The 24,039-nt window shown below is 68.9% G+C and carries 21 protein-coding genes; 13 read left to right on the forward strand and 8 right to left on the reverse strand.

Features of this window, described 5'->3' with window-relative positions:
• The first annotated feature begins 736 nt into the window (after window positions 1-736).
• The gene (locus ACFWFP_RS01665; RefSeq protein ID WP_379292607.1) at window positions 737-1,090 is read left to right on the forward strand and encodes a hypothetical protein; all 354 of its coding nucleotides are present in this window, start codon (window positions 737-739) and stop codon (window positions 1,088-1,090) included.
• A gap of 124 nt (window positions 1,091-1,214) precedes the next feature.
• Here ACFWFP_RS01665 and ACFWFP_RS01670 read toward each other — a convergent pair whose 3' ends face one another.
• On the reverse strand, window positions 1,215-1,550 hold the full coding sequence (locus tag ACFWFP_RS01670; RefSeq protein WP_379292608.1) for a hypothetical protein: 336 nt from the start codon (window positions 1,548-1,550) through the stop codon (window positions 1,215-1,217).
• Window positions 1,551-2,412: 862 nt separating this feature from the next.
• Between ACFWFP_RS01670 and ACFWFP_RS01675 the strand changes: the two genes are divergently transcribed.
• The 4 genes from ACFWFP_RS01675 (at window position 2,413) to ligA (ending at window position 8,240) form a co-directional block, all read left to right on the forward strand.
• Entirely contained in the window at window positions 2,413-3,636 is a 1,224-nt protein-coding gene (locus ACFWFP_RS01675; RefSeq protein WP_379292609.1) for a cysteine desulfurase family protein, read from the forward strand.
• Entirely contained in the window at window positions 3,633-4,748 is a 1,116-nt protein-coding gene (mnmA, locus tag ACFWFP_RS01680; protein ID WP_379292610.1) for a tRNA 2-thiouridine(34) synthase MnmA, read from the forward strand. Before ACFWFP_RS01675 ends, mnmA begins: the two co-directional genes overlap by 4 nt.
• A 202-nt stretch (window positions 4,749-4,950) precedes the next feature.
• The gene (locus ACFWFP_RS01685) at window positions 4,951-6,009 is read left to right on the forward strand and encodes a methionine synthase (protein WP_379293720.1); all 1,059 of its coding nucleotides are present in this window, start codon (window positions 4,951-4,953) and stop codon (window positions 6,007-6,009) included.
• Window positions 6,010-6,098: 89 nt separating this feature from the next.
• On the forward strand, window positions 6,099-8,240 hold the full coding sequence (gene ligA / locus ACFWFP_RS01690; RefSeq protein ID WP_379292611.1) for an NAD-dependent DNA ligase LigA: 2,142 nt from the start codon (window positions 6,099-6,101) through the stop codon (window positions 8,238-8,240).
• A gap of 15 nt (window positions 8,241-8,255) precedes the next feature.
• On the opposite strand, the gene ACFWFP_RS01695 is transcribed toward ligA, so the two are convergent.
• Window positions 8,256-8,567 carry a hypothetical protein gene (locus ACFWFP_RS01695; protein WP_379292612.1) on the reverse strand — a complete coding sequence of 104 codons (312 nt, stop codon included), beginning with the start codon at window positions 8,565-8,567 and terminating at the stop codon, window positions 8,256-8,258.
• A gap of 286 nt (window positions 8,568-8,853) precedes the next feature.
• Between ACFWFP_RS01695 and ACFWFP_RS01700 the strand changes: the two genes are divergently transcribed.
• From ACFWFP_RS01700 to ACFWFP_RS01710, 3 genes are all read left to right on the forward strand, one after another.
• Window positions 8,854-10,032, forward strand: a complete 1,179-nt coding sequence (locus ACFWFP_RS01700) for an ATP/GTP-binding protein (protein WP_379292613.1) — start codon at window positions 8,854-8,856, stop codon at window positions 10,030-10,032.
• Between the two features lie 20 nt (window positions 10,033-10,052).
• Window positions 10,053-10,397, forward strand: coding sequence for a hypothetical protein (locus tag ACFWFP_RS01705; RefSeq protein WP_379292614.1), 345 nt, complete (start codon window positions 10,053-10,055; stop codon window positions 10,395-10,397).
• A 70-nt stretch (window positions 10,398-10,467) separates the two neighbouring features.
• Complete coding sequence (locus ACFWFP_RS01710; protein WP_379292615.1) at window positions 10,468-10,983, forward strand: GNAT family N-acetyltransferase; 516 nt, start codon at window positions 10,468-10,470, stop codon at window positions 10,981-10,983.
• 5 nt (window positions 10,984-10,988) lie between these two features.
• Here ACFWFP_RS01710 and ACFWFP_RS01715 read toward each other — a convergent pair whose 3' ends face one another.
• Window positions 10,989-11,639, reverse strand: a complete 651-nt coding sequence (locus ACFWFP_RS01715) for an amino acid-binding protein (RefSeq protein WP_379292616.1) — start codon at window positions 11,637-11,639, stop codon at window positions 10,989-10,991.
• Between the two features lie 212 nt (window positions 11,640-11,851).
• Between ACFWFP_RS01715 and gatC the strand changes: the two genes are divergently transcribed.
• Window positions 11,852-12,148 carry an Asp-tRNA(Asn)/Glu-tRNA(Gln) amidotransferase subunit GatC gene (gatC, locus tag ACFWFP_RS01720; RefSeq protein WP_101466314.1) on the forward strand — a complete coding sequence of 99 codons (297 nt, stop codon included), beginning with the start codon at window positions 11,852-11,854 and terminating at the stop codon, window positions 12,146-12,148.
• Window positions 12,145-13,632: an Asp-tRNA(Asn)/Glu-tRNA(Gln) amidotransferase subunit GatA gene (gene gatA, locus ACFWFP_RS01725; RefSeq protein WP_379292618.1), complete on the forward strand. Its 1,488-nt coding sequence runs from the start codon at window positions 12,145-12,147 to the stop codon at window positions 13,630-13,632. Before gatC ends, gatA begins: the two co-directional genes overlap by 4 nt.
• A gap of 82 nt (window positions 13,633-13,714) precedes the next feature.
• On the opposite strand, the gene ACFWFP_RS01730 is transcribed toward gatA, so the two are convergent.
• Window positions 13,715-14,146: an SRPBCC family protein gene (locus ACFWFP_RS01730; protein ID WP_379292619.1), complete on the reverse strand. Its 432-nt coding sequence runs from the start codon at window positions 14,144-14,146 to the stop codon at window positions 13,715-13,717.
• Between the two features lie 52 nt (window positions 14,147-14,198).
• Complete coding sequence (locus ACFWFP_RS01735) at window positions 14,199-14,960, reverse strand: hypothetical protein (protein ID WP_379292620.1); 762 nt, start codon at window positions 14,958-14,960, stop codon at window positions 14,199-14,201.
• A gap of 167 nt (window positions 14,961-15,127) precedes the next feature.
• On the opposite strand from ACFWFP_RS01735, the gene ACFWFP_RS01740 reads away from it, so the two are divergent.
• Window positions 15,128-16,291, forward strand: coding sequence for a sensor histidine kinase (locus ACFWFP_RS01740; protein ID WP_379292621.1), 1,164 nt, complete (start codon window positions 15,128-15,130; stop codon window positions 16,289-16,291).
• 9 nt (window positions 16,292-16,300) lie between these two features.
• A complete protein-coding gene (locus tag ACFWFP_RS01745) occupies window positions 16,301-16,966 on the forward strand; it encodes a response regulator transcription factor (protein ID WP_358105204.1) in 666 nt (221 codons plus the stop codon).
• Window positions 16,967-16,976: 10 nt separating this feature from the next.
• Here ACFWFP_RS01745 and ACFWFP_RS01750 read toward each other — a convergent pair whose 3' ends face one another.
• Window positions 16,977-17,873, reverse strand: a complete 897-nt coding sequence (locus ACFWFP_RS01750; RefSeq protein WP_379292622.1) for a hypothetical protein — start codon at window positions 17,871-17,873, stop codon at window positions 16,977-16,979.
• Between the two features lie 154 nt (window positions 17,874-18,027).
• Between ACFWFP_RS01750 and ACFWFP_RS01755 the strand changes: the two genes are divergently transcribed.
• Entirely contained in the window at window positions 18,028-20,739 is a 2,712-nt protein-coding gene (locus ACFWFP_RS01755) for a protein kinase (RefSeq protein ID WP_379292623.1), read from the forward strand.
• 85 nt (window positions 20,740-20,824) lie between these two features.
• On the opposite strand, the gene ACFWFP_RS01760 is transcribed toward ACFWFP_RS01755, so the two are convergent.
• Both ACFWFP_RS01760 and ACFWFP_RS01765 read right to left on the reverse strand, forming a co-directional pair.
• Entirely contained in the window at window positions 20,825-23,317 is a 2,493-nt protein-coding gene (locus tag ACFWFP_RS01760; RefSeq protein WP_379292625.1) for an FtsX-like permease family protein, read from the reverse strand.
• Window positions 23,314-24,036: an ABC transporter ATP-binding protein gene (locus tag ACFWFP_RS01765; RefSeq protein ID WP_378633366.1), complete on the reverse strand. Its 723-nt coding sequence runs from the start codon at window positions 24,034-24,036 to the stop codon at window positions 23,314-23,316. Before ACFWFP_RS01765 ends, ACFWFP_RS01760 begins: the two co-directional genes overlap by 4 nt.
• Window positions 24,037-24,039: the final 3 nt, after the last annotated feature.

Consider the following 24,039-nt stretch of genomic DNA (forward strand, 5'->3'; position numbering starts at 1 on the left):
CCGCAGTCGGACGAGCGAATCAGCAGCACGGTCTTGCGCCTGCGAAGTCGAGATCACATGACTGTCCGCGGTACTGGCGATGTGCTGATCCGCACTGGAAACCACCGACCACCCGAGCTGGCTCTTTGGTGAGCCCGACTGGGAGATCCGCCGACAGTGGTACACAGCCGGGGCGTACAGCGAGGTGGGGAGATGCTTGAGTGCACCGGGCAGAACCACGGTGCGGACGGTGACCGCGAAAAGTAAAGAGGCTGACGGCGGATTCACCACGAGACGACTGCGGACACTGCCCGGTTCGGGGCCAACCCCATCGGAGCACGCCCGTGAGCTGCTCAGAGACATGCCTTTTGGCTAATCTTCTGGTGTGACTGCGACCACCCATAGTCAAGTGAGCGCCTCGGTTCTGGGACGCCTAGCCCTGTTGCGGGGGCCACACTGACTCGGTAGCCAGTACTTCGGTGAGAAGGATCGAACCGCCGCAGTGTGGATGCCTGCGATCGAGCGGATGAAGTTCTTCAAGGCCGATCCGGGAGAAGCATCCGAGAACAACGTGCAGGTTCAACAACTCCGCACCACCTCTCTCGATTTACACGGGAGAGGTCTACCGGGCAGCCGGAGGAACTCAGGCCACCGACCGCGGGGTGTCGTCTGCTGGTCCGGTCAACAGTTCGGTCGATGAACCGGGCCGCCGCTCCTCAGGGCGGACGAAGGTCGTCTGCGGCACACGACCGAGACCGTGATCGTCGGCGCGGTCCCCGGAAACGGCGCCAACACCGCCACCTTCGGCGGCCTGGTCCTGGCCGGGTGCACCCTCGACGGGCGCTTGCGCTGTATCGGCGGGGCCAGGGCCGGTTTCACCGCGGCGTCGCGGCGCAGTATCCGCGCCGCGCTCGACAAGGTCCGTCGTGAGACCAGCCCGCTCGACGGCTCCCCGCCGACGGCGGTCGCGCGGACCGCGTGCTGGGTCGAGCCGGTCTTCGTCGCCGACATCGAGTACCGCGAGATCAGCGGCGACGGTCTGCTGCGCCATCCCAGCTTCCGGTGGATCCGGACCGGCAAGACACCCGGCGAGATCGGCATACCCAGCTGACTGCCGATGTCGAACGGGATGACGAACATCCGCGCCTGCAGGATCAAGGCGGACACCCTCGCCCCTGCCCGTTCAGCAGTTCACCCGAGGGCCCCTCGCCTGAACACAGTGCATAGGTGACGGGCTACTGGCCATTGTCGCGTGTCCTAAGGCTTCGGGCTTCTCGCCAGGCAAGGTCCACGTGTGCTGGGCGTTGGTGTCCGCAATCGAGCTTGGTGCCTGATCGATCGCGGACAGTGCTGCCGTAGAGGGCTGCTGGCCAGACCACGAAGCCCTCGTCCAGCCACGACACGAGGAAGTGCCCGTTGTCCTTGCCGATCACGTCTTCGGAATAGTCGGCATCTGCGAAATCAAAGGTGAGTTCATCGCCTGGATTCGTCCAGTAGTCCTCGCCGTGCGGTTCGAGCCAAACCACGAGTGTCTTGTCGGAGTGAGGGTTGGACAACATGAGTTTGGGCACTGCAAAAGCCTAGGTCACGCTACGGCCAGGGCCATGTGGCCACCGGTCGCCATACCGCCACCCTTACCGCAGATCCCGTTCAGCAACTCGCCGTGCTGGCATTCCGGCCGGGACCGGCGGTGATGCCGCGTTGCGAGCGGCGACGCGAGAAAATCACCCGATGGAGTCCTACCAATGTGCCTTCTGCGAAACCACTGTCGACAGGGCGGATGCCGAGTTCCGTTCGCTTATGGTGTCTGCATCCCACTCACACCAGGAGTTGTTTGCCCACAGAGGATGCTTCGTCACCGCAATTGTGCCCACGTTTCCATTGGGTGAGGCGCTGGAGGGCCCGACCTAGCAGGCCAACCGAGAGCAGGGTCACGCGGCCGCCGGTCGCGATACAACCAACCTCGCCACAGACATCGCGGCGGGCACTGATCTCGACGAAGAGTTCCGACTGCAGCAAGAACCGCTGAAACTGTGGGTGATGCCGCCACCTGATTCCCGAAGAATCAGCCCTGGCAGGCGCCGCAGCGTGTTGGGGTGGTCCAGGTGGCGCCCGGGTGTCGGATCCGGACGGATCACCCGTAGCGCAGCGAGTGGAGTCAGATGTGGTGGCAGGTTGTTGTCGTTGATTTCGCGCGGATCATCCGGTCTGAGGTGACACCTAGCAGGGGCCACGCCGAGGTGGAATGGCGGTTACGGCGCGGGGACTCTGTGCCTGCTCTGGCCTGGTCGTAGCCCCTGGTGGACCGCATCGGGGGAATATTCGACACCGTCACTCTGGTTGTGGATCGTGGGTAAATCGTAGAAAAATCGTGGAAAGCAGGGGTGGACCCCGAAGATGACCAGGTCAGCGGTGGTATAGGCTTTGTCGGTCATGAAGTCGGCTTATTCGGGTCCGGTCAACGGTGCGCCCAAGACGGTCTACCTCGATCACGCGGCGACCACTCCGATGTTGCCTGCCGCTGTCGAGGCGATGACGGCTGCCCTCGGGGCGGTCGGCAATGCGTCCTCGCTGCACGGGTCTGGGCGGGCGGCGCGGCGGTCGCTGGAGGAGGCGCGCGAGTCGATCGCCGCCGACCTGGGTGCTCGGCCATCGGAAGTGATCTTCACTTCCGGGGGGACCGAGAGCGACAATCTGGCTGTCAAGGGGATCTTCTGGGGGCGTCGGGCAGCTGATCCGCGGCGCACCAGGATCGTCACCAGCGCGGTCGAGCATCACGCGGTGCTCGATGCCGTCGAGTGGCTGGAGAAGCACGAGGGCGCGCAGGTCAGCTGGCTGCCGGTCGACGCGGAGGGCGTCGTGTCGCCGCAGGTGTTGCGCGAGGCGCTCGTCGCGCATGGCGACGAGGTGGCGCTGGTCAGTGTGATGTGGGCCAACAACGAGGTCGGGACGATCGAGCCGATCGCTGAATTGGCCGCTGTCGCACAGGAATTCGACATTCCCATGCACAGCGATGCCATTCAGGCGGTGACCCAGATTCCGGTCGACTTCGCCGCGAGTGGGTTGGCCGCGCTGAGCGTGGCCGGACACAAGGTCGGCGGGCCGCACGGGATCGGCGTGCTGCTGCTGGGCCGGAACGTGCCGTGTGTGCCGCTGGTGCACGGCGGCGGACACGAACGCGACCTGCGCTCGGGGACCTCCGATGTGGCCGCGGCGATCGGGATGGCCGCCGCGCTGCGCGATGCCGTCACCGACCTGCCCGCGCGCGCTCAGCGGTTGCGGGCGCTGCGCGACGAGTTGGTCGACGGCGTGCGGGCCGCGGTGCCGGATGCCGTGCTCAACGGGCCCGCGCAACGACTGCCCGGCAATGCTCACTTCACGTTCCCCGGCTGCGAGGGTGACTCGCTGCTGATGCTGCTCGACGCCGCCGGTGTCGAATGCTCCACCGGTTCGGCCTGCAACGCGGGCGTCGCCTCGCCCAGCCACGTGCTGATCGCGATGGGTGTGCAACCGTGGCAGGCGCGCAGTTCGCTGCGCTTCACGCTCGGTCACACGTCGACCGAGGCCGATGTCGAAACACTGTTGACCGTGCTGCCGCAGGTCATCGATCGGGCCAGGGCCGCGGGCCTGGCCGGCGCTAGAGGAGGTGCCAGATGAGAGTTCTCGCCGCGATGAGTGGTGGTGTCGATTCCGCGGTGGCCGCGGCGCGGGCCGTGGACGCCGGTCACGAGGTGGTCGGGGTGCATCTGGCGCTGTCGGCGAACCCGGGCACGCTGCGTACCGGGTCGCGTGGCTGTTGCTCCAAGGAGGACGCCGGTGACGCGCGTCGCGCCGCCGATGTGCTCGGAATCCCGTTCTACGTCTGGGATTTCGCCGATCGCTTCAAGGAAGACGTGATCGACGATTTCGTCGCCGCCTACGCCGCGGGGGAGACCCCGAACCCGTGTTTGCGCTGCAACGAGAAGATCAAGTTCTCCGCCTTGGCCGATCGCGCCCAGGCGCTCGGCTTCGACGCGGTCGTGACCGGGCACTACGCACGCCTCGACGAGGGCGTGCTGCGTCGTGCCGTCGACGCCGACAAGGACCAGTCCTATGTGCTGGCGGTGCTCACCGCCGAGCAGCTCGCGCGGGCGATGTTCCCGGTCGGCGACACCCCGAAGCCGCGGATCCGCGAGGAAGCCGCCGAGCGCGGGCTGGCGGTGGCCAACAAGCCCGACAGCCACGACATCTGCTTCATCCCCTCCGGCGATACCCGCGCGTTCCTCGGCGCCAAGATCGGCATCCGGCCCGGCGCGCTGGTCGATTCCGACGGCACGGTGCTCGGCAGTCACGAGGGTGTGCACGGATTCACCGTCGGCCAGCGCAAGGGCCTGGGCCTGAGCCACACCGCCGCCGACGGCAAGCCGCGCTATGTGACCGGGATCGATCCCGATTCGGGCACCGTCAAGGTCGGCTCGGTCGAGGATCTGCAGGTCGACGTCATCACCGCCGACCGCGCGATCTGGACCTCCGGCGTGCGCCCCACCTCATCGGTCGAATGCGTCGTGCAGGTTCGTGCGCACGGTGGGACCGCGCCCGCCGTCGTCGAGCCCGAGGGCGACGGCTTCGTCGCCAGGCTGCGTGAGCCGCTCACCGGCGTCGCGAAGGGCCAGGCCATCGTGCTGTATCTGCCCGATGCCGCCGGTGGCGACACCGTGATCGGCAGCGGCACCATCAACGGCACCGACCGCGCGGGCATCGAGTCCGATTCGTCGGCGGCCTCGGCCTGATCGCGTCGTGGCGGGTGCGCCGGTATTCGCCGCACCCGGCAGGATGACGGGGTGACGACCGCGCCGGGTGGCGCGGCGCACGGTCTGTGGTGGTCGACCCGATCCGGTGTCGACCGCCGACCCATCCGACACGAAAGGTGTTGAGCGCGTGACGTTGTGGCGTGGTAGTGAGCAGTCCGACGACCCGGCCGCGGCGGAACCGGTGGACTTGCTCGCCGGGGCGTTCGCCACCGGCCTGGGTTCCTGGCCCGGCACCGATCCACTCGAAGCGGCGACCACCATCATCGGTGAGCTGCCGGAACTGCCCCACCTCGTCGAACTTCCCGGTCGCGGGATCGGCGCCGACATGATCGGGCGCGTTTCCGCGCTCCTGGTCGACCTGCGGTTCGACGCGACCACCCGCGGCTACCGGCTCGCCGACCGACCGGGTTCGGTCTCACGCAAGGCCCGCGATTTCGTGCGGGTAGATCTCGACGCGATCGAGGAAGCGTGGGAGACAGCGGGTCTCGTCGGTTCCGGTCGGGTGATCAAGATCCAGTCGGTCGGTCCGCTCACCCTCGCCGCCGAAGTCGAACTGCCGGGCGGGCATCGCATCCTCACCGATCGCGGCGCGCTGCGCGACCTCACGGACTCCCTCGCCGAGGGCCTGGCCCTGCACGCCGCCGAGATCGGGAAACGGCTCGGGGCGAGAGTGGTTGTGCAACTGGATGAACCGCGGTTGACGACAGTTCTCGACGGATCGCTGACCGGCCCGAGCGTCCTCAACACCGTCCGCGCGCTGCCCGGTCCGGAGGCAATCCACTTTCTCGATGTCGTGATCAACGCCCAGCCGGGCCCGGTCATCCTGCACACCTGCGCATCCCGGCCTGCCCTGCCCACCCTGCGCCGCACCGCCGCCGCCGCGCTGTCCTTCGACGCGTCGACGATCACCACCGCCGACTTCGACGACATCGGCGAAGCCGTGGACTCCGGCAAGAAGCTGGCTCTCGGACTCATCCCCACCGCACCGCCCACGAGCCCGCTCACCTGGCGCGCCGCCGCCGAGCCCGCGGTGCGTCTCGTGGACGACCTCGGCTTCCCCCGTGCGGCCCTCACCCAAACCCTGGTCACCCCGACCTGCGGTCTGGCGGGCGCTCCGCTCGCGTGGTCGCGCACGGCGCTCGCGCTGGCCGCCGACGTTGCCCGCGCTTTCGCCGAGGACCCGGAGTCGCTCACTGTCGAGCGTCCGGAACAGTCGCGGTCGGGCCGCGATCATCGGTGAGGTAGTTCCCGCCGCGCTGCCCGAGAACTCGCTCCCGCACGGCTGCGACGTGCGCGGATGTGTCGGTGGGCTCGACTAACCTTGGGTGGGTGAGTGACAGCGACAGCGCGGTTTCCGTGAGTGCCGAAGCGGCGACGCCCGAGCAGCGGGTGCAGTGGCAGCAGTTGGCCGACGAGGTGCGTGGGCATCAGTTCCGCTATTACTTGCGGGACGCGCCCATCATCACCGACGGTGAGTTCGACGCCTTGCTGCGCGCGTTGCAGGATCTCGAAGACGCGCACCCGGATCTGCGGACTCCCGATTCGCCCACGCAGCTGGTCGGCGGTGGATTCGCGACCGAGTTCACCGCGGTCGATCATCTCGAGCGGATGCTGTCGCTGGACAATGTGTTCGACTATGACGAGCTGCGCACCTGGGCGAGCAGGGTGGAAGCCGAAACCGGGTCCGCGCTGCACTATCTGTGCGAAGTCAAGATCGATGGTGTCGCGTTGAACCTCGTGTACGAGAACGGCAGGTTGGTGCGCGGCGCGACTCGCGGCGACGGGCGCACCGGCGAAGACGTCACCCTCAACGCGCGCACCATCGAAGACATCCCGGCCGAGCTCACCCCGACCGAGGAATTCCCGATCCCGGCGCTTCTCGAAGTGCGCGGCGAGGTGTATTTCCGGCTCGAGGATTTCGAGACGCTGAACGCCCAGATCGTCGCCGAAGGCAAACCGCCGTACGCGAATCCGCGCAATACCGCGGCCGGCTCGCTGCGCCAGAAGAATCCCGCGATCACCGCGCAACGTCGGCTGCGGATGATCTGCCACGGTTTCGGCCGTATCGAGGGTTACCGCCCGGCCTCCCAGCACGAGGCATACCAGGCACTGGCTGCCTGGGGCCTGCCGGTTTCGGCCCACACCCGCCTGGTCGAGGGCATCGACGCGGTCATCGAGCGGGTCGCCTACTGGGGCGAACATCGCCACGACATCGAGCACGAGATCGACGGTCAGGTGATCAAGGTCGACGAGACGGCCCTGCAACGCCGCCTCGGCTCCACCTCACGCGCCCCACGCTGGGCCATCGCCTACAAGTACCCGCCCGAAGAGGCCACTACCACGCTGCTGACCATCGAGGTAAACGTCGGCCGCACCGGTCGGGTCACCCCGTTCGCGGTGATGGCGCCGGTCTCGATCGCCGGCTCGACCGTGTCGATGGCCACCCTGCACAATGCCTCCGAAGTGAAGCGCAAAGGCGTGCTGATCGGCGATACCGTCACCATCCGCAAGGCCGGTGATGTGATTCCCGAGGTCCTCGGGCCCGTCGTCGACGCCCGTACCGGTACCGAACGCGAATTCGTCATGCCGACGCACTGCCCCGTGTGCGCCACCGAACTCGCCCCCGCCAAAGAGGGTGACGCCGACATCCGCTGCCCCAACCAGCAGCACTGCCCGGCCCAGCTGCGCGAACGCGTCTTCCACCTGGCCGGTCGCGGCGCCTTCGATATCGAAGCCCTCGGCTACGAAGCCGCCAATGCCCTGCTCACCTCGGGCGCGATCATCGACGAAGGCGACCTGTTCGCCCTCGACGCGCAGGATCTGCTCGGCGTGCCGCTGTTCACCAAACAGGACGGCGCCCTCTCGGCCAATGGTGCCCGCCTGCTCGACAATCTGGAGGCGGCCAAGGACACTCCGCTGTGGCGGGTGCTCGTCGCGTTGTCGATCCGCCACGTCGGACCGACCGCTGCCCGCGCGTTGGCCGCCGAGTTCGCCGGCCTCGAGCGCATCGAATCCGCGACAGGAGAAGAACTTTCAGCCACCGACGGTGTCGGCCCCACCATCGCCGCGGCGGTTCTGGAATGGTTCACCGTCGACTGGCATCGCGCGATCGTGGACAAGTGGCGAGCGGCCGGGGTGCGGATGGCAGACGAGCGCGACGAATCCATCGAACGCAACCTCGAGGGCCTGTCGATCGTCGTCACCGGTTCCCTGCAGACCTTCACCCGCGACGGCGCGAAGGAGGCGATCCTGGTTCGCGGCGGCAAGGCGGCGGGCTCGGTGTCGAAGAAGACCGCGTTCGTGGTGATCGGCGAGGCGCCCGGTTCGAAAGCGGCCAAGGCGGAAGAACTCGGCGTCCAGATCCTCGACGAAGACGGCTTCCAACGGCTGCTGGCGGGTGGTCCCGACGCGGTCAGGATCGCACCGGACGAGAATCCGGTCGCGGCGGACCAGCCCGGCCCGGCGACGTGAACAGCCGGGTTCGCGTCAGTTCGGGGTGACGGTGACCGTGTTGCCGATCTGGGTCTTCATGTCGAACGACGCGCACTGCCCGTTGCTGAGCTCCTCGGTGCGCAGCGGCCGCTTCTTGATGTTGGTCTGGATCTCTACCGTCACATCGGTGCTCGACATCGAGCACACCTTCGACACCGGAGCGTCGGTGTAGGACACCGACCCCGCACCCTGACACGAGTTGGTCGAGTTCCCCAGAAACACCCGTGCGGTTCCCGTCGGGCACGGGTCGGCCAGCGCGCTGGGCGCACTCACCAGCGCCGCGGGCACGAGCGCTCCCGCGGTCACGGCGCCAACGACAACTCCGCGAACAATCACCCGAACCGCCATGACGCGCACCCATCCTCATCGCCGACCGCTGAACCCGCGACGAACCAGTCGCGGTGTCCAGCACCTTAGTGCGTCCGCACCGAACACGCCCGGGATAGGTGCTGCCGTTCGTCGTAGCAGGGCGGGACTTCGCTGCCCTCGGCCTGACGAGATCGCGGCGAGCCCGATCAGGCTGGCGCGTCCCCGTGTCCCTTAGTCTTGCCAAGAATCTCGGAGAGGCGGACCCTTGCTGCGCAATTTTCAGGTGACCAATCACGGATCGCTGGCCCAGGCTCAGCAATTGCGCCTGACCAAGGGGGCCGGCGGGCCGTTGGCGGTGCCGGTGACCGCGGTGCACGGGGTGGCGGCCGCCGGGAAGACGAGCGTGATCGACGCGATCGGGCAGATGCGGGACGCGGTCCTGAATTCGGTGAGCGGATGGGACCCCTACGCGGGCCCGGTGCGGCGACCGCATCTCGGTTTCGCCGATCAGCCGACAGAATTCGTCGCCGGATTCGTCGCCGAGGGCGTGCCTTATACCTACGGGTTCCAGCTCGACAACGCCGACGTCGTCGCCGAGTGGCTCTACACCCATCCGCGCTCGCGCAAGCGGATCGTGTTCGAACGCCGTGGTGACGAGGTGAAGATCGGGCCGATGTTCGAGGCGGCTCGATACGGGGTGACGGCATTGGTGCCGTTGCTGCGGCCGAACGCGCTGCTGTTGAGCTTGGCGGGGCAGCTGTACGCCGAGGCGCTCGTGCCCGCGTATCGGTGGTTCGCGGCGAATCTGGCTGTGCAGCAGGGTGATGTCGACACCGACGCGCTCGCGCACGACCTCGGCAGCCACATTTCCCGTTCGCCCGACAACGCGGCGCGTCTGCTGATGCTGCTGCGCACCGCCGATCTCGGGATCGAGGATCTGCTCGTCGCCGAACACGATCCGATGTACGCGGATTACCTGCGTGATCTGGACGCCGAAATCGGCGCGCTGGCAGGCCATCTCGACCACCCCGAGCAGATTCTCGTGGAACGCGAGCTGAGCACCCTGCGCGCGGCGCGTGACGCGCTGTACCGGCGCATGGTCGACCGTCGCGGCGCGGGGCTGAGCCTGGTGCACGAGGGCATCGACGTCCCGTTCGAACTGGGCGACGAATCCACCGCCACCCGGTCGCTGCTGCGCGTACTGCCCGCGATGCTGGAGGCCCTCGACGCAGGCCAGGTGCTCGCGGTCGACGACCTCGGCGTCGGCCTGCCGGTCGAGGAGACCGACCGTCTCGTGCAGCTGTTCCAGAACCCTGAGACCAATTCCCGTGGCGCACAACTGATCTACACGACCGCCGATCGGGCGCTGATCGACCGCGGCAACGGGCGCTCGCAGCGCACCCGCACGGCGGTGTGGCAGGTGCGCCGTTCGCTGGGGGTCAGTGCGCTCACGCCGCTGTGAGCGGGGCATAGCATGGGCGCATGCTCGAAGTGGTGATGGCGGTAGCGCTGGTGACGATGCTGGTGGTGACGATCGCGGCCCTCGTCTCCGGACGGACCGGCCGGGGGCGGGCGAACCTCGAACACGGGTCGCTCTACGTCACCGGGGTGAGCCCGCTGCCCGCGATGACCGGTGAGCACTACGTGACGATCACCGGCACCGTCACCGGCCCGTCGATCACCGGCAAGGTCGTCTACCGCCGCTTCGCCTGGGACGCCGCGCACTGGCCCGCACCCGGCGACCACCTCGCCGTGGCCTACCCACCGCACAACCCCGACGACTGGCACGCCGAACACCCCGGCTTGCGCCCCTACCTCGGCTCTTGAGCGACCTCACCGACCTCGCCCGGCACGGGTGAGTCGAGGCTCACAAGCGTCCGGATGGGACCATTCGGGGATGCACGGTACTGATGACCAGACCACCGGACTTCTGATCCGCCCCGCCCACCCCGACGAATACGACGCGGTCGCCGCGCTGACTGTCGAGGTGTACGTGGGCGACGGCTACGTTCCCGACGGAGACGATTACGTGCGGGAACTCGCCGACGTCGCGCATCGGGCCGCCGAGGCCGAGGTCCTCGTGGCCGTGCACGACGGCGAGGTCGTCGGCTCGCTCACCGTGGCGAAGCCCGGCACGCGCTACGCGGAGATCGCGCAGCCCGGTGAACTCGAGTTCCGGATGCTGGCGGTCTCGAAACGGGCACGTGGACTCGGAGCCGGCACCGCGCTGGTTCGCGCCGTCGTCGACGAGGCGAGATCAGGCGGTTTCGACGCGGTCGCGCTCACTACGATGTTCTCGATGGTCGACGCCCATCGAATCTACGAGCGCCTCGGCTTCGTCGGTGTGCCCGAACGTGATTGGGCCACCCGCGACGGACTGCAACTGTTCGTGATGCGGCTCGCGCTGCGCTGACCCGGTCAGTTCAGCACGGTGGCGACGATGCCGGCGAGGTAGCCGAGCCGCGCCACTTCCGACGGGCGGAAGTCGGGCCCGCCGGGGCGGCCGAGCAGCAGTGCCCTGCCGGTGTTGCCCAGCGGTGCGGCGGCGAGCTTGGTATCCATGTCGCGCCAGATCTCGGGCACCCATTCGGCCTCACCGTCGAGCCACATCGGCTTGTCGATGGGCATCCACGGAGCCGAACCCGCTTGTGTCTCAGGGGCACTCGGGCTGCCGACGATGCGGTAGGCGCCTGCTGGGCCGAGGCCGATGATCGTGGACCAGCCGACGCGCAACACGCGCGGGCAGCCGTCGACGAGCACCTGGAGCCGGTCGTCGCGAGCACTGGCGACCTGGTCGATCAGTTCGAGCTCGCGGTGGGTGTCGAGCACGCCGGAGTACGGGCGGATGGAATCCACGCTCACATCCCGCACCGATTCCGCGGCGGTGATGAGGGTGTCGGGCAGTGCGCCCGTGGGGACTTCGACGACGAGATCGTCGATCGCGAAACCGGCGCCGCGTTCCACGACATCGAGCGAGAGAATGTCCGCGCCGACCCCGCCGAGGGCGAGTGCGAGGGAGCCGAGGCTTCCCGGTCGATCCGGAAGTTGCACGCGGAGCAGGTATGACACGTGCGTTCCTTTCCATGCCGGCCGGGGTTGTTCGAGACGAATACCCGGTGAAGCAATACTTACACCCCTGAACGCGGGTTCTCGACCCGAAGTATGACCCCATCGGCGCGACATGCGCGAACTTTCGTGCGAGGCGGGTGCGTCCGAGGGGTGGTGGGGGGCCCATTAGGCTGTACCGATACTGCCCAACCGAAGCCGAAAGGGGTCCCGCGGTGCCCGCAATCTCCCGCGACGAGGTCGCTCACCTCGCCCGGCTGTCCCGGCTGGCGTTGACCGACGCCGAACTCGACCAGTTCGCCGGTCAGCTGGATTCGATCCTCAGCCACGTGCAGACCATCACCGAGGTCGCCGCCGACGTCCCCGCCACCGCGTCGCCGAACCCGACGACCAATGTGACCAGGCCCGACGTGGTCACGCCCGGCCTCACCCCCGAGCAGGCGCTGGACCAGGCGCCCGCCGTGGAAGAACAGCGTTTCCTGGTCCCGCAGATCCTGGGAGAGGGCGAATGAGCGAGTTGACGCAACTGTCGGCTGCCGAGCTGGCGAGCAAGATCCACGGCGGCGAGGTGACCTCCACCGAGGTCACCCAGGCGCACCTGGATCGCATCGGCAAGGTCGACGGTGAGCTCAACGCCTTCCTGCACGTGGCGGGCGAGGAAGCCCTCGCCGCGGCCGCCGTGGTCGACGCCGCGCTCGCGGCGGGCGAGACGCCCGCTTCGTCGCTGGCGGGAGTTCCGTTGGCGCTCAAGGACGTTTTCACCACCACCGACATGCCGACCACCTGTGCCTCGAAGATCCTCGAGGGCTGGATGTCGCCGTACGACGCCACGGTCACCGCGCGGCTGCGCGCCGCGGGCATCCCGATTCTCGGCAAGACCAACATGGACGAGTTCGCGATGGGCTCCTCCACCGAGAACTCCGCCTACGGTCCGACCCGCAACCCCTGGGACACCACCCGCATCCCCGGTGGTTCCGGTGGCGGTTCGGCGGCGGCGCTGGCCTCGTTCCAGGCGCCGCTGGCGATCGGTACCGACACCGGCGGCTCGATTCGTCAGCCCGCCGCGGTCACCGCGACGGTCGGTGTGAAGCCCACCTACGGCACCGTCTCGCGCTACGGCCTGATCGCGTGCGCGTCGTCGCTGGATCAGGGTGGTCCGTGTGGTCGCACCGTGCTCGACACCGCGCTGCTGCACGAGGTGATCGCCGGGCACGACCCGCGCGACTCCACCTCCCGCGATGTCGCGGTGGCGCCGGTGGTGGCCGCCGCCAAGCAGGGCGCCAACGGTGATCTGACCGGCGTGCGCGTCGGCGTGGTGCGCGAATTGCACTCCGACAGTTACCAATCCGGCGTCCTCGCCTCGTTCGACGCCGCCGTGGCGGTGCTGAAGGAGCTGGGCGCCGAGGTGGTCGAGGTGTCGTGCCCGAGCTTCGAGTACGCGCTGTCCTCGTACTACCTGGTGATGCCGTCGGAGGTGTCGTCGAACCTGGCGCGCTTCGACGCCATGCGCTACGGCCTGCGCGTCGGTGACGACGGCAGCCACAGCGCCGACCAGGTGATGTCGCTGACCCGCGAGGCCGGTTTCGGTCCGGAGGTCAAGCGCCGCATCATGATCGGCACCTACGCGCTGTCGGCGGGCTACTACGACGCCTACTACGGCCAGGCGCTCAAGGTCCGCACGATGATCGCACGCGACTTCGACGCCGCTTACGAGCAGGTCGACGTGCTCGTCTCGCCGACCAGCCCGTTCACCCCGTGGAAGCTGGGCGAGAAGGTCGACGACCCGCTGGCCATGTACCTGTCGGACCTGTGCACCCTGCCGACCAACCTGGCGGGTCACCCCGGCATGTCGGTGCCGTCGGGTCTGTCGGCCGACGACAACCTGCCGGTGGGTCTGCAGATCATGGCGCCCGCACTGGCCGACGACCGCCTGTACCGGGTGGGCGCGGCCTACGAGGTGGCGCGTGGCGCGCTGCCGACCCCGAGCGTGGTCTGAGAAGTTCTGCGAGCGGGGCGTGCCGGTTTGACACAACCTGGTGCGCCCCGCTCGTGGTGGTGGGCCCGCCGGTCGTGGGCGTCTACGCCACCGCGCGGCGGCCGACGCCCGCCGTCATCGCGGTGAAGCCGGCCCGCAGATGCTTGCCGAGCGCCACCGTCACCACGGGACTCAACCAGCCGGCCAGGGTGAACCGGGACTCGTAGCGGCACCGGTCGGGGCCGAGGGGGACGACGGTGTGCGAGCGCAGGCTGTGCAGTGCGCCCAGCGGCACCGGCTTCATCGCGTAGCTGAACTCGACGCCCGGGGTGTGGGTGCGGATCCATTCCCGCTGCGGACGGCGGTTGCTGCCCAGCTGGACCTGCATATCGATGGCCGAGCCCGGTTCCAGCGTGCTCGACGCCTCGTAGCAGAAGGTGTTCCACTCGCCGTAGCGCTCGAAATCCGTGAGCACCTCCCACACCTTCGCGGCGGGGGCGTCGATCTCGATCGTTTCGTCGATGACTAGAGACATGTGTGAAAACTAGGACATGTTCTAGTTTTCGGCAACCGCATGAGGCGACCGATCACACGAAGCGCCGGCGGAACTTGCGCAGCGCGTCGATGATCACAGCCGAGGCCGCTGTCACCGCGAACAAACCGAGAACGGTGCGTGCGAGCGGCCAGAGGTTGGGGCGGTCCGACGGGTCGGTCTGGGCGAAGACGTTCTCGACCACCGGTGCGCCGTACTCCTGACGCCGCGAGTTCACGTCCACGGCGGTGAACGCGATATCGGCCATCACGCCACAGCGAGCACGGGAGAACTCGTCGTCGCGCAGCTGACAGGAGGCGTGGATGCGCCGGTTCAGCGCCGCGTCCACCGAGCGGCGGGCCCACCCGCCGAGGGGCTCGTCGACCCGCTCGGCGTAGCGCAGCACGTCGTAGCCCAGGTCGTGCGCTTTGCACGCCGACTCGAACTCGGCGGGCAGCGTCACCGGCGAGGAGCAGCCGCCGTTCGGGTTCACCAGCAGGCCGTCCAGCTCGACGGGGTCGTAACCGAACTTGTAGCCGAAATCGCGGGGGATGAGCGAGGTGACGTCCGGGCCGTCGTCGATGAGCGCGCGCACCGCGGCGGCGGCCGCGACGTTCTCGGTGCCGGTCGGGGTGGTGCCGCCCATGGCGCCCGGAGCCGACATGACCACGGCGGCGGCCATCGCCAGCCCGGCCGTGCACAGCGCGACACCGCTACGACGGCGGTGCTGCGCGGGATCGGGGGACGGCGCGGAGGCGGCGGAATCTGCGGTACGGGCTCGAGCAGCAGCGGGTACCGGGCGAAGCGGGGTGTTCATGGCCTCCGACGGTAAGGAGCGGGTCACGTCGCGGACATCCCGCTACGGACTGGTTTATCGGGGCGCGCGGGTGGCATACCCGGCGCTGGGGTCACACCAGGGTAGGGGGTCGTATTCGGTCCGTGGGTATGAGGTCCGCTGACCGGACGGTTCGTAGGCTCACTGTCATGACCGCACCACTGCGCCCCGCCGCGCGAGGAATACCCGCGCGCACCTGGTTCGACTTCGCAACGGTGCTGGTCGCGCTGATTTTGTACAGCATCGCGTGGCCGACGTTGTTCGTCACCCACGAGGTCTCGCCGGTCACCGCGCCGCTGCTGTCGGCACTCGCGGCCTTCCCGATCCTGTTCGTGCGGGTCAACCCGGCGCTGGGGTGGGCGATCTCCGCGGGGGCCGCGCTGCTGTTCTCGGTCGGCCTGCAGCCGGCCGCGGACAACGATCTGCCCTTCCAGGTCGTGCACATCATCGTGCTGTTCGTGCTGCTGTTCGCGGTGGCATTGCGGGCTTCGGTGCCGATCGTGGTCGTCGCCTGGGCGGCCACCTCGATGCTGTTCGCCACGACGATGCCCGGCTCGGAGACCGGTCCGCTGTGGGGCTGGGCGATGGGGTTCGGCGCGCTGGCCCTGTTCGGCTATCTCGTGCGGATCCTGCTGGCCTCGCGGCGCAAGCTCGAGCGGCAGGAAGAGGTGACCGAACTCGAGCGCGCGCGCCGGGCGATTCTCGAGGAGAAGGCGCGCATCGCCCGTGACCTGCACGATGTGGTCGCCCATCACATGTCCATGGTGGTGGTGCAGGCGCAGACCGCGCCGTACCGGATCGCCGACCTCGACTCCGCCTCACGCGCCGAGTTCGAGTCGATCGGCGCCACCGCCCGCACCGCGCTCAACGAGATCCGCGGGCTGCTCGGGGTGTTGCGCAGTGACGGCCAGTTGCCCGAACACGCGCCGCAGCCGCGCGCCTCGGACGTGCCGGCCCTGTGCGCGTCGGCCCTGCGCGCGGGTCTGCCGGTCGACTGGACGGTGACCGGGGATCTGGAATCGGTGCCGGAGACGACCGGGCTGGTCGTCTATCGGGTGGTGCAGGAGTCGATGGCCAACTGCGCGCGGCACGCGCCGGGCGCCACGGTGCACGTGGCGGTGGCGGTGGATCCCGGCGAGGTGAGCGTGACCGTGCACAACGCGGCGACGGCCACGGTGTCCCAACCCGGTGCGGGCGGTGGTCACGGCATCGACGGCATGCGCACCCGCGTTGTCGCGGTCGGCGGTGAGCTCTCCGCGGCGCCCACGCTCAGCGGCGGATTCGAGGTCTCGGTGAAACTGCCCACCCACTAAGGTGACTGGGTGGCTATTACCGTGTTGATCGCCGACGACCAGGCGATGGTGCGCCAGGGTTTCGGCGCCCTGCTGGGTGCGCAGACCGATATCAGCGTCGTCGGCGACGCACCCGACGGCAAGGTGGCGGTGGCCGAGGCCAAGCGGCTGCGTCCCGACGTGGTGCTGATGGATGTGCGGATGCCGGAGATGAACGGTCTCGACGCCGCCCGCGCGATCCTCACCGCGAATCTCGATCCCCCGGTGCGGGTGCTCATGCTCACCACCTTCGACATCGACGACTACGTCTACGAGGCGCTGAGCATCGGGGCGAGCGGGTTCCTGCTCAAGGACGCGCCCGCCGAGGAACTGGTGCGTGCGGTGCGGGTGGTCGCCGATGGTGAGGCGCTGCTCGCGCCGACGATCACCCGCAGGCTCATCGCCGACGTCACCCGCAGGCGCAACACCGTACGCGCCGCCCCGGCGCCCGCACTCGGCACCCTGACCCCGCGCGAACGCGAGGTACTCGAACTGGTGGCCAAGGGGTTGTCGAACACCGAGATCGCCGCGGCCCTGTTCGTGGCCGAGCAGACCGTGAAAACCCATGTCTCCAAGGTCTTCTCGAAGCTCGGGCTGCGTGATCGCGCCCAGGCGGTGGTCCTGGCGTATGAATCCGGCCTGGTCGTTCCCGGCTGAGCCGGTGCGCTCAGCGCGGGCAGACGCCGCCGCGCAGGTTGGGCAGGTGCCGGGCCAGCAGCAACGCCATCCGGTCGAGCAGCGCGGTGGTGTCGTCGAACGAACCCGAATCGGCTTGCGCGGCAAGGGCTACCGCGAGCTGACCGCTGCCGACCGGCACCAGTCCGAACTGGCGCACGGTGTAGATCCCGGTGACATCGTCGGGACCCCAGCCACCCTTGAACTCGGTGTCGTCGAGCAGGCCGAGTCCCCACCCCTGATCTTCGGTGATCTCACCCATCAGCGAGGTGACGACCTCGGCCTGCGGCAGGCACGGCAGCCGCGACGCGAACCGCACCTGGTTGGCCAGCGACCATTCGGTGCCGCCGAAGGAGGTGCCGTCGAGTTCGGTGCGGGTGCCCGACTTGCCGGTGGCCGCGTCGCTCGCCTCGTCGAGGATCTGCTGCACGGCGTCGGCGGCTTCCGGTGCGTCACCGAGGGATTCCCACAGACCTTCGGCGGCGTCGTTGTCCGACACCGTGATCGCGGCCTCCACCATCTCGAAGATCGACTGGTCGGAGTCGTGGCGCAACGCCGCGACCGCGAGCGGGATCTTGATCGTGGACCAGGCGATGCCCGTGGTCCAGTCGCCGTAGATCGTCATCCGGCCGCCGCCGACCGGCATCAACGCCATGCCGACCTGGCCCGGCAGCTTCGACTGCAGGAGAGTGAACTCCGCGGCCAGCGAATCGGGCAGCCCGATCGACAGCCCGGGATGCCAGGCGTCTTCGCTGTTGACGGTGACCGTGGGCGCGCTCACCGCCGTCGGGGTGCCCGGCGTGGCACACGAGGTGGACAGTGCGGCAGTCGCCAGCACCCCACAGAGCAGCAACCTGCGACAGGCAGCCGCCGTTCCGGTCGACTTCACCACCGAATCCTCCCCACCACCCCTCGCGCGTGCTCCGGCGGTGCAAACTTCTCGTCGAGCGCGTCCGGTCACTCCCGGACGACTGTTAGCAAGTTTCACCGATTTTCGGCGAGAATTCGAATGAGCGTGGTCACACGGTCGGAAGGGGGTCGTAGTGCACGACATCGGTGAGGTGTTCGCGGGGTTCACCATCGAGGCGATGCTGGGTCAGGGCGGCATGGGCACGGTGTATCTGGCCCGGCATCCGCGCCTGGACCGGCTGACCGCCCTCAAGCTGCTCAACCGGGATCTGTTCGCCGACGAGCGCGTGCGCGCGCGGTTCGAACGGGAGGCCGATCTCGCCGCCGGGCTCGACCATCCCGGCATCGTCACCGTCTTCGACCGGGGTACCGAGGGCGAACAACTCTGGATCAGCATGCAGTACGTCGACGGGATCGACGCCGCGACGGTCGACCCGATGGCGCTGCCGCCCGAGCGGGCCGTGCAGATCATCGAAGGGGTCGCCGACGCACTGGACTACGCGCACGGCAGGGGAGTGCTGCACCGCGATGTGAAGCCCGCCAATATCCTGCTGGCCCGCTCCACCGGCGGCCAGGGCGAGCGGGTCTTCCTCACCGACTTCGGCATCGCCCGCCTGCGCGCCGACTCCACCCACCTCACCCAGCAGGGAATGTTCACCGCGACACTGGCTTACGCCTCGCCCGAACAGATGACCGGCGCCGAACTCGACCACCGCTCCGACCAGTACTCGCTGGCCTGTTCGCTGTACTGGTTGTTCACCGGACTGGCGCCCTTCGACTCCGCCGACCCGAACGAGATCATCCGCGGCACCCTCTACGCCCCGCCGCCACCGCTGGCACTGCGCCGCGCGGGTCTGCCGCCGATCATGGACGCCGTTCTCGCCGCCGCGATGGCGAAACATCCTGCGGCACGGTTCGATTCGTGTACGGCGTTCGCCAAGGCGGCCCGCCAGGCGCTGACCTCCAAGACCCCACCGGTCTTGCCGCGCCCCCCTGCCAACCCGGCGCCGGGCTACTACCCGCCCGCCCCACAGCCAGGACCCGCCGCGCCCTTCGCCCCGCCCGGCATGGCGCCCCCCGGGTACCAAGGCCCACCCGTCCAGCCTGCGCCACAACCACAGTGGCAGCCGCCCTCGCGGCCGTTCGGCGCCGTCCCACCGGTTGCCCCGCGACCGGCCGCACCCAGCGGCGCGGTGCCGCCCGCCGAAATTCCTCCGGTCGCCCAGCGCCCCGCTGCGGGTCCCGTTGTCGCACAGCCGAATATGGGCCTACCCGCATCCGGCGCGCCCGGTGCGGTGCCCATGTCGGCCGCTGCCCCGCCGGTTGTGGTGTCAGCCGCCGCGCCGCAGCGCCCCGTACCGGAGGCCGCTGAACCCGCGGCGCCGTCCCTCGGTGATGCCGAAATATCTTCCAGCCCAGTGTCTCTCGACAAGTCACCATCTTCCGCAGCGCGATCGGATGGCGCCGCGGCGTCCAGCGGTGAGGATTCCGGCGAGGTATCGGCCACTGCGGCAACCGATGTCGTGTCGATGCGCGACACGGGAGAGCTGGACGCGGCGAACGCGGCGGCCCTGACCGAGGTGACGTCGATCGCTGGAGCCTCGAACGCGGCCCCAGCCGGGCCTGTGATGCAGGAGGGGGCCGCAGGGCAGCCCGGCCGGCCGAGACAGCCTGGCAGCGCAGGACAGGGCAACGCGGGTCAGCCGGGCTATGCTGGGCAGTCGAGCGGTGCAGGACAGTCGGGCAATGCTGGTCAGCTGAGTAGTGCGGGACAGCCAGGCAGCCCAGGGCAGCAGGACGCTGTGGGTCGGCTGGGTAGTGCGGGGCAGCCAGGCAGCCCAGGGCAGCAGGACGCTGTGGCTCGGCTGGGTAGTGCGGGGCAGCCAGGCAGCCCAGGGCAGCAGGACGCTGTGGCTCGGCTGGGTAGTGCGGGGCAGCCAAGCACCCCGGGGCAACAAGGCGCCGTGGGGCAGTTGGGTGGTGCGGGTCAGTCGGGCAATGCCGGTCAGCTGGGCGGTGCGGGGCAGCCGGGCGGCGTGGGGGCTCAGGGAGACGCGGGGCAGCCGGGTGGTTCGGTTGTGCCGGGTGGTGCGGGGCAGCACGGGGCGGTGCGGCCGGGGCAGCGGGGGCCGTGGATGGTGCCGCATCGGGGGTATTGGCCGGTGCCTCGGCGGGTGTCGGGAATGCAGCGGTTCGGGTGGGTCGTGTTGGCGGCGCTGGTTCTGGTGCTGGTCGCGTTGGTTGTCGCGTTGGTCGTGGTGGTGTTGCCGGGGGACGACGACGATCTCGACGCGCAAGACGGCGCGAGCGGGCCGTCGAATTCGGTGGCGGAGATCGAGGATTCGTTCGCGGAGAGCCGACGGGTCTTTCCGACCTTGGTTCCGCAGGGGGAGATGAGCGACGGCGTGGGGTATCGCGGCGCGCGGTGTGTGGGGGTGCGCGATGTCAGCGAGCTGGCGTGGAAAGAACCCGCGCTGCAGTGGACGCCGATCACGACCGGATGGCAGTGCGAACGCTTCGACAATCAGGTGGGTGCGGTGAGCTACCTGGTGCTCGAGTACACGAACGCGAACCAGGCGCGGTCGGTGCTGGAGGCGCTGCCCGCGACCGTTCGCTACGCGGGGAACAAGGACGAGGTGCCGTTCTCGTTGCAGCGATGGGTGGTTCCGGACCCGGCGAGCGTCCGCATCCAGACCGCACACCAGGTGCTGAGCTTCCCCGGCGACTCCGCCCGCGCGAATTACCTTGTGGTGGTGAGTCGCCGGGGCAGCAGCGGCACCGGCGGAGCCACTCGGCCCTCCGCGCAGGACGAGGTCATCGCGTGGTGGGACGAAGTGCCGCTCTGACCGATGACCCGGCGGTCGACCTGCGACACCGAGATGACGGTGTCGCCGCCGCGGTGCCAAATGCCGGGCACCGCGGCGGCCGACCTCAGTCCACGGCCAGCGCGGCCACGATCGGCATCCGCGCCGCGCGCAGAGCGGGCGGGATCGAGCCCAGCAGGGCCAGACCGAGCGCGACCGCACCGTAGACCGCGATCACCGGGCTCGGCCGGTAGACGATGTCGATCGTCATCGCATGCCCGATCGCCACCGTGGCCAGATACTGCACCGCGACGCCGACGACGAGACCGATTGCCGCGCCGATGAATCCGATACCCGCGGCTTCGGCCAGCACCGAGCGCAGGAGGAACTTGCGGTTGGTGCCCATGGCGCGCAGCACCCCCAGCTCCCTGCGCCGCTCCAGCACCGACAGCATCAGGGTGTTCAGCAACGCCACCGTCGCCACCAGGACGACGATCCACAGGATCATGTTGCTCATCGCCGCGCCCTGCTGGACGCTCGAGGAGATCGCGTCGACCATGTCGGCGCCGGTGTCGACATGGATTTCCCGCGGAACCATCGCGCGGACCGCGGCCTGCACCGCGTCGGGGTCGGCGCCGGGCGAGTACTGGATCGACAGGATCGTCTCGCCGGGCCGCTGATACCACTCCCGCATCTGGTCGAGATTCATCATCACCACGCCGGAGACGGCGGTGAAGTACGGAATCACCTGCAGCACAGCCGTTTTGCGCTCACCGGAGGGGGTGGGCATGGTGATCTCGTCCCCGACGGCGAGCGAGAGCGAACGCGCCACGTCGCGGGTGATGACAACACCTTCGCGCCGTTCCATCCGGTCGATCACCGCCCGATCGACCGCGCCGAGACGGGTGTCGGAGGTACTCGGCGGATAGCCCTGCAACATCACCCGACCGCTACCGATGGTCGCGAAGGCCATCTGGGCGGGGCTCACCCGTTCCACGCCCGGTACGTTCGCGACCCGTGCGGCCAGCCCGTCGGGCAGGACGGGCCCGGTCGGGAACTGTTCGACAGGGCTCGGACTCACGTAAAGATCGGTGTCGCCGAGACTTTGGAAGGAATCGGTCGCCGACTTCACCATGTTGCCCGACGCCCCGCCGAGCGCGACCACCGCCGCGACCCCGATCATCACCGTCATCGCGGTGGCCCACACGCGGCGCGGCGCGCGTTCCAGCGTGGTCGCTCCGAGCGCGCCCGGCGCGCCGAACCAGCGGGCGATCGCCGCGGATCCGCGCACGATCGGCCCGGTGGCGGCGAAACACAGGAACACCGTCGCGGTGAACGAGGTGGTGATCGCGGCCAGCGACAGGCGCCCGAGGTCGAGGAACGCAATGACCACCGCCGCCGCACCGAGGAGCACACCCGCGGCCAGGGCGACCCAGCGCAGCGCCGAGTTGGTCGCCGCGGCATCGCTGGCCTCCACCGGCGCCAACGCCTCGACCGGGGCGACCTTGTACACCTGCCGGGCCGCGATCGACGCCGCCAGCACCGTCGCCACCACACACGCGGCGATCGCGACGGGGATCGCGTAGCCGGGCACCTGGAATTCGGTTCGGGCCTCGACCGATTGCACGATCGCGGCGGGCAGCCGGTCGATCGCGAACCGTCCCATCAGCGCGCCGATCCCCGCACCGATCGCCCCGCCGATCAGCCCGAGCATCGCGGCCTCGACGAGCAGATCACGCACCATCGGGGCACGCTTGCCGCCGATGGCCCGCAACAGCGACAGCGTCGGCCTGCGTTGCGCCACCGCCATACTCATCGCGTTGTAGATCAGGAAGGCCGACACGATCAGCGCCGCCGCCGACGACATCAGCGTGGAATACCGCATGATCTGGATCGCGCCCCCCGCCTGCGCGGTACGCAGACTCGGCTCGGCCACCACGGCGCGACCGTCCACCGCCTCGGTGAGGGCAGTGCGCAGCGCGGCCACATCGGTGCCGGGCCTAACCACGATCTGCACCGAATCGAGCTTGCCGACCCGGTCGGTGAGGAATTGGATCAGCGGCAGCGGACCCGCCACCACATGGCCGCTGTTGAGCCGGTCGGTCGCCTCGGAGTCGAGAACGGCGGCCACCTTCGCCGTGCCTGCCCCGATCGGCACCGGGTCGCCCTCGCGCAGGCCCATGGCCGCGCCGACCAGCACGCCACGCTCGGTGCCGAGCAGCTTGGTGGTGTACTGCGACATCGGCCCGGCCAGATCGCTGCCGAGCGCGCCGATCGTCTGATCGGCGCCGATCAGCAGCGCCCGGTCAGGGCCGGCGCCCAGCGTGCCGCGCAGCATCGGCACCGCGGTCGCCACCCCGGGCGTGGCGGTGATCCGGGGCAGCAGTGACTGTTCGAAGCCCGCGTCGGTGATGCCGGTGATCTCGAGCTCGGCTGTGCCCGCCAGACCCTTGGTGAGCTTGTCGACCGACCCGGTGACCGACCCGGAGATGCTCAGCACCGCGACGATCAGCGCGGCCGATACCCCCATCACCGCCCCCGACATCAGGGTGCGACCGGGATGGCGGAGCAGTTCACCGAAGTTGAACAGCCGCAATCGATCGATGGCGGCGGCGATCATGCGTCGACCCGCGAAGCGACGCGCTCGTCCGCGCCGATCTGACCGTCGCGCAGGGTGATCACCCGGTCGCAGTAGTCGACCGAGCTCATGTCGTGGGTCACCATCACCACCGAATTGCCCTGCGCGGTGATGTCGCCCAGCAGTGCGAGGATCGCGGCACCGGTCTTGGAATCGAGGTTTCCGGTCGGTTCGTCGGCCAGGATCAGCGGCGGATCCATGATCAGCGCCCTGGCCACCGCCACGCGCTGCATCTGCCCACCGGAGAGCTCCGCGGGCCGGTGCTGTGCGCGATCGCCCAGACCGACGAGGTCGAGCAGTTCCAGCGCGCGCGGCTTGGCCTTGCGTAAGCCGGTGCCGTCCAACAGCTTCGGCACGGCGACGTTCTCCCATGCCGACAGCGTGGGCAGCAGATTGAAGAACTGGAAGATGAAGCCGACCTGTTCGAGCCGGAACGCGGCCTGCTGGTCTTCGTCGAGATCGCCGATCTCGGTGCCGCGGAACCGAATCGAGCCCTCATCGGGGCGATCGAGTGCCCCCAGCAGGTGCAGCAGGGTGCTCTTGCCGGAACCCGACGGCCCGATGATCGAGGTGAACTGGCCTGCTTCGATGCGCATGCTCACCTCGTCGAGCGCGCGGACCTCCTGATCGCCGACGCGATACTGCTTGACCACCCGGGTCAACTCCAGCATCGGCTGCTGTGGCGATTCGATGTCGGGCATATC

The sequence above is a fragment of the Nocardia sp. NPDC060249 genome (assembly GCF_042728755.1).
Lineage (GTDB): Bacteria > Actinomycetota > Actinomycetes > Mycobacteriales > Mycobacteriaceae > Nocardia.

Bases quoted from the DNA above. Each gene is read 5' to 3' on its own strand.
- ACFWFP_RS01675 (WP_379292609.1), top strand. From the start codon at position 2,413: ATGAAGTCGGCTTATTCGGGTCCGGTCAACGGTGCGCCCAAGACGGTC.
- mnmA (WP_379292610.1), top strand. From the start codon at position 3,633: ATGAGAGTTCTCGCCGCGATGAGTGGTGGTGTCGATTCCGCGGTGGCC.
- ACFWFP_RS01705 (WP_379292614.1), top strand. From the start codon at position 10,053: ATGCTCGAAGTGGTGATGGCGGTAGCGCTGGTGACGATGCTGGTGGTG.
- ACFWFP_RS01710 (WP_379292615.1), top strand. From the start codon at position 10,468: ATGCACGGTACTGATGACCAGACCACCGGACTTCTGATCCGCCCCGCC.
- gatA (WP_379292618.1), top strand. From the start codon at position 12,145: ATGAGCGAGTTGACGCAACTGTCGGCTGCCGAGCTGGCGAGCAAGATC.
- ACFWFP_RS01730 (WP_379292619.1), bottom strand. From the start codon at position 14,146: ATGTCTCTAGTCATCGACGAAACGATCGAGATCGACGCCCCCGCCGCG.
- ACFWFP_RS01735 (WP_379292620.1), bottom strand. From the start codon at position 14,960: ATGAACACCCCGCTTCGCCCGGTACCCGCTGCTGCTCGAGCCCGTACC.
- ACFWFP_RS01740 (WP_379292621.1), top strand. From the start codon at position 15,128: ATGACCGCACCACTGCGCCCCGCCGCGCGAGGAATACCCGCGCGCACC.
- ACFWFP_RS01760 (WP_379292625.1), bottom strand. From the start codon at position 23,317: ATGATCGCCGCCGCCATCGATCGATTGCGGCTGTTCAACTTCGGTGAA.
- ACFWFP_RS01765 (WP_378633366.1), bottom strand. From the start codon at position 24,036: ATGCCCGACATCGAATCGCCACAGCAGCCGATGCTGGAGTTGACCCGG.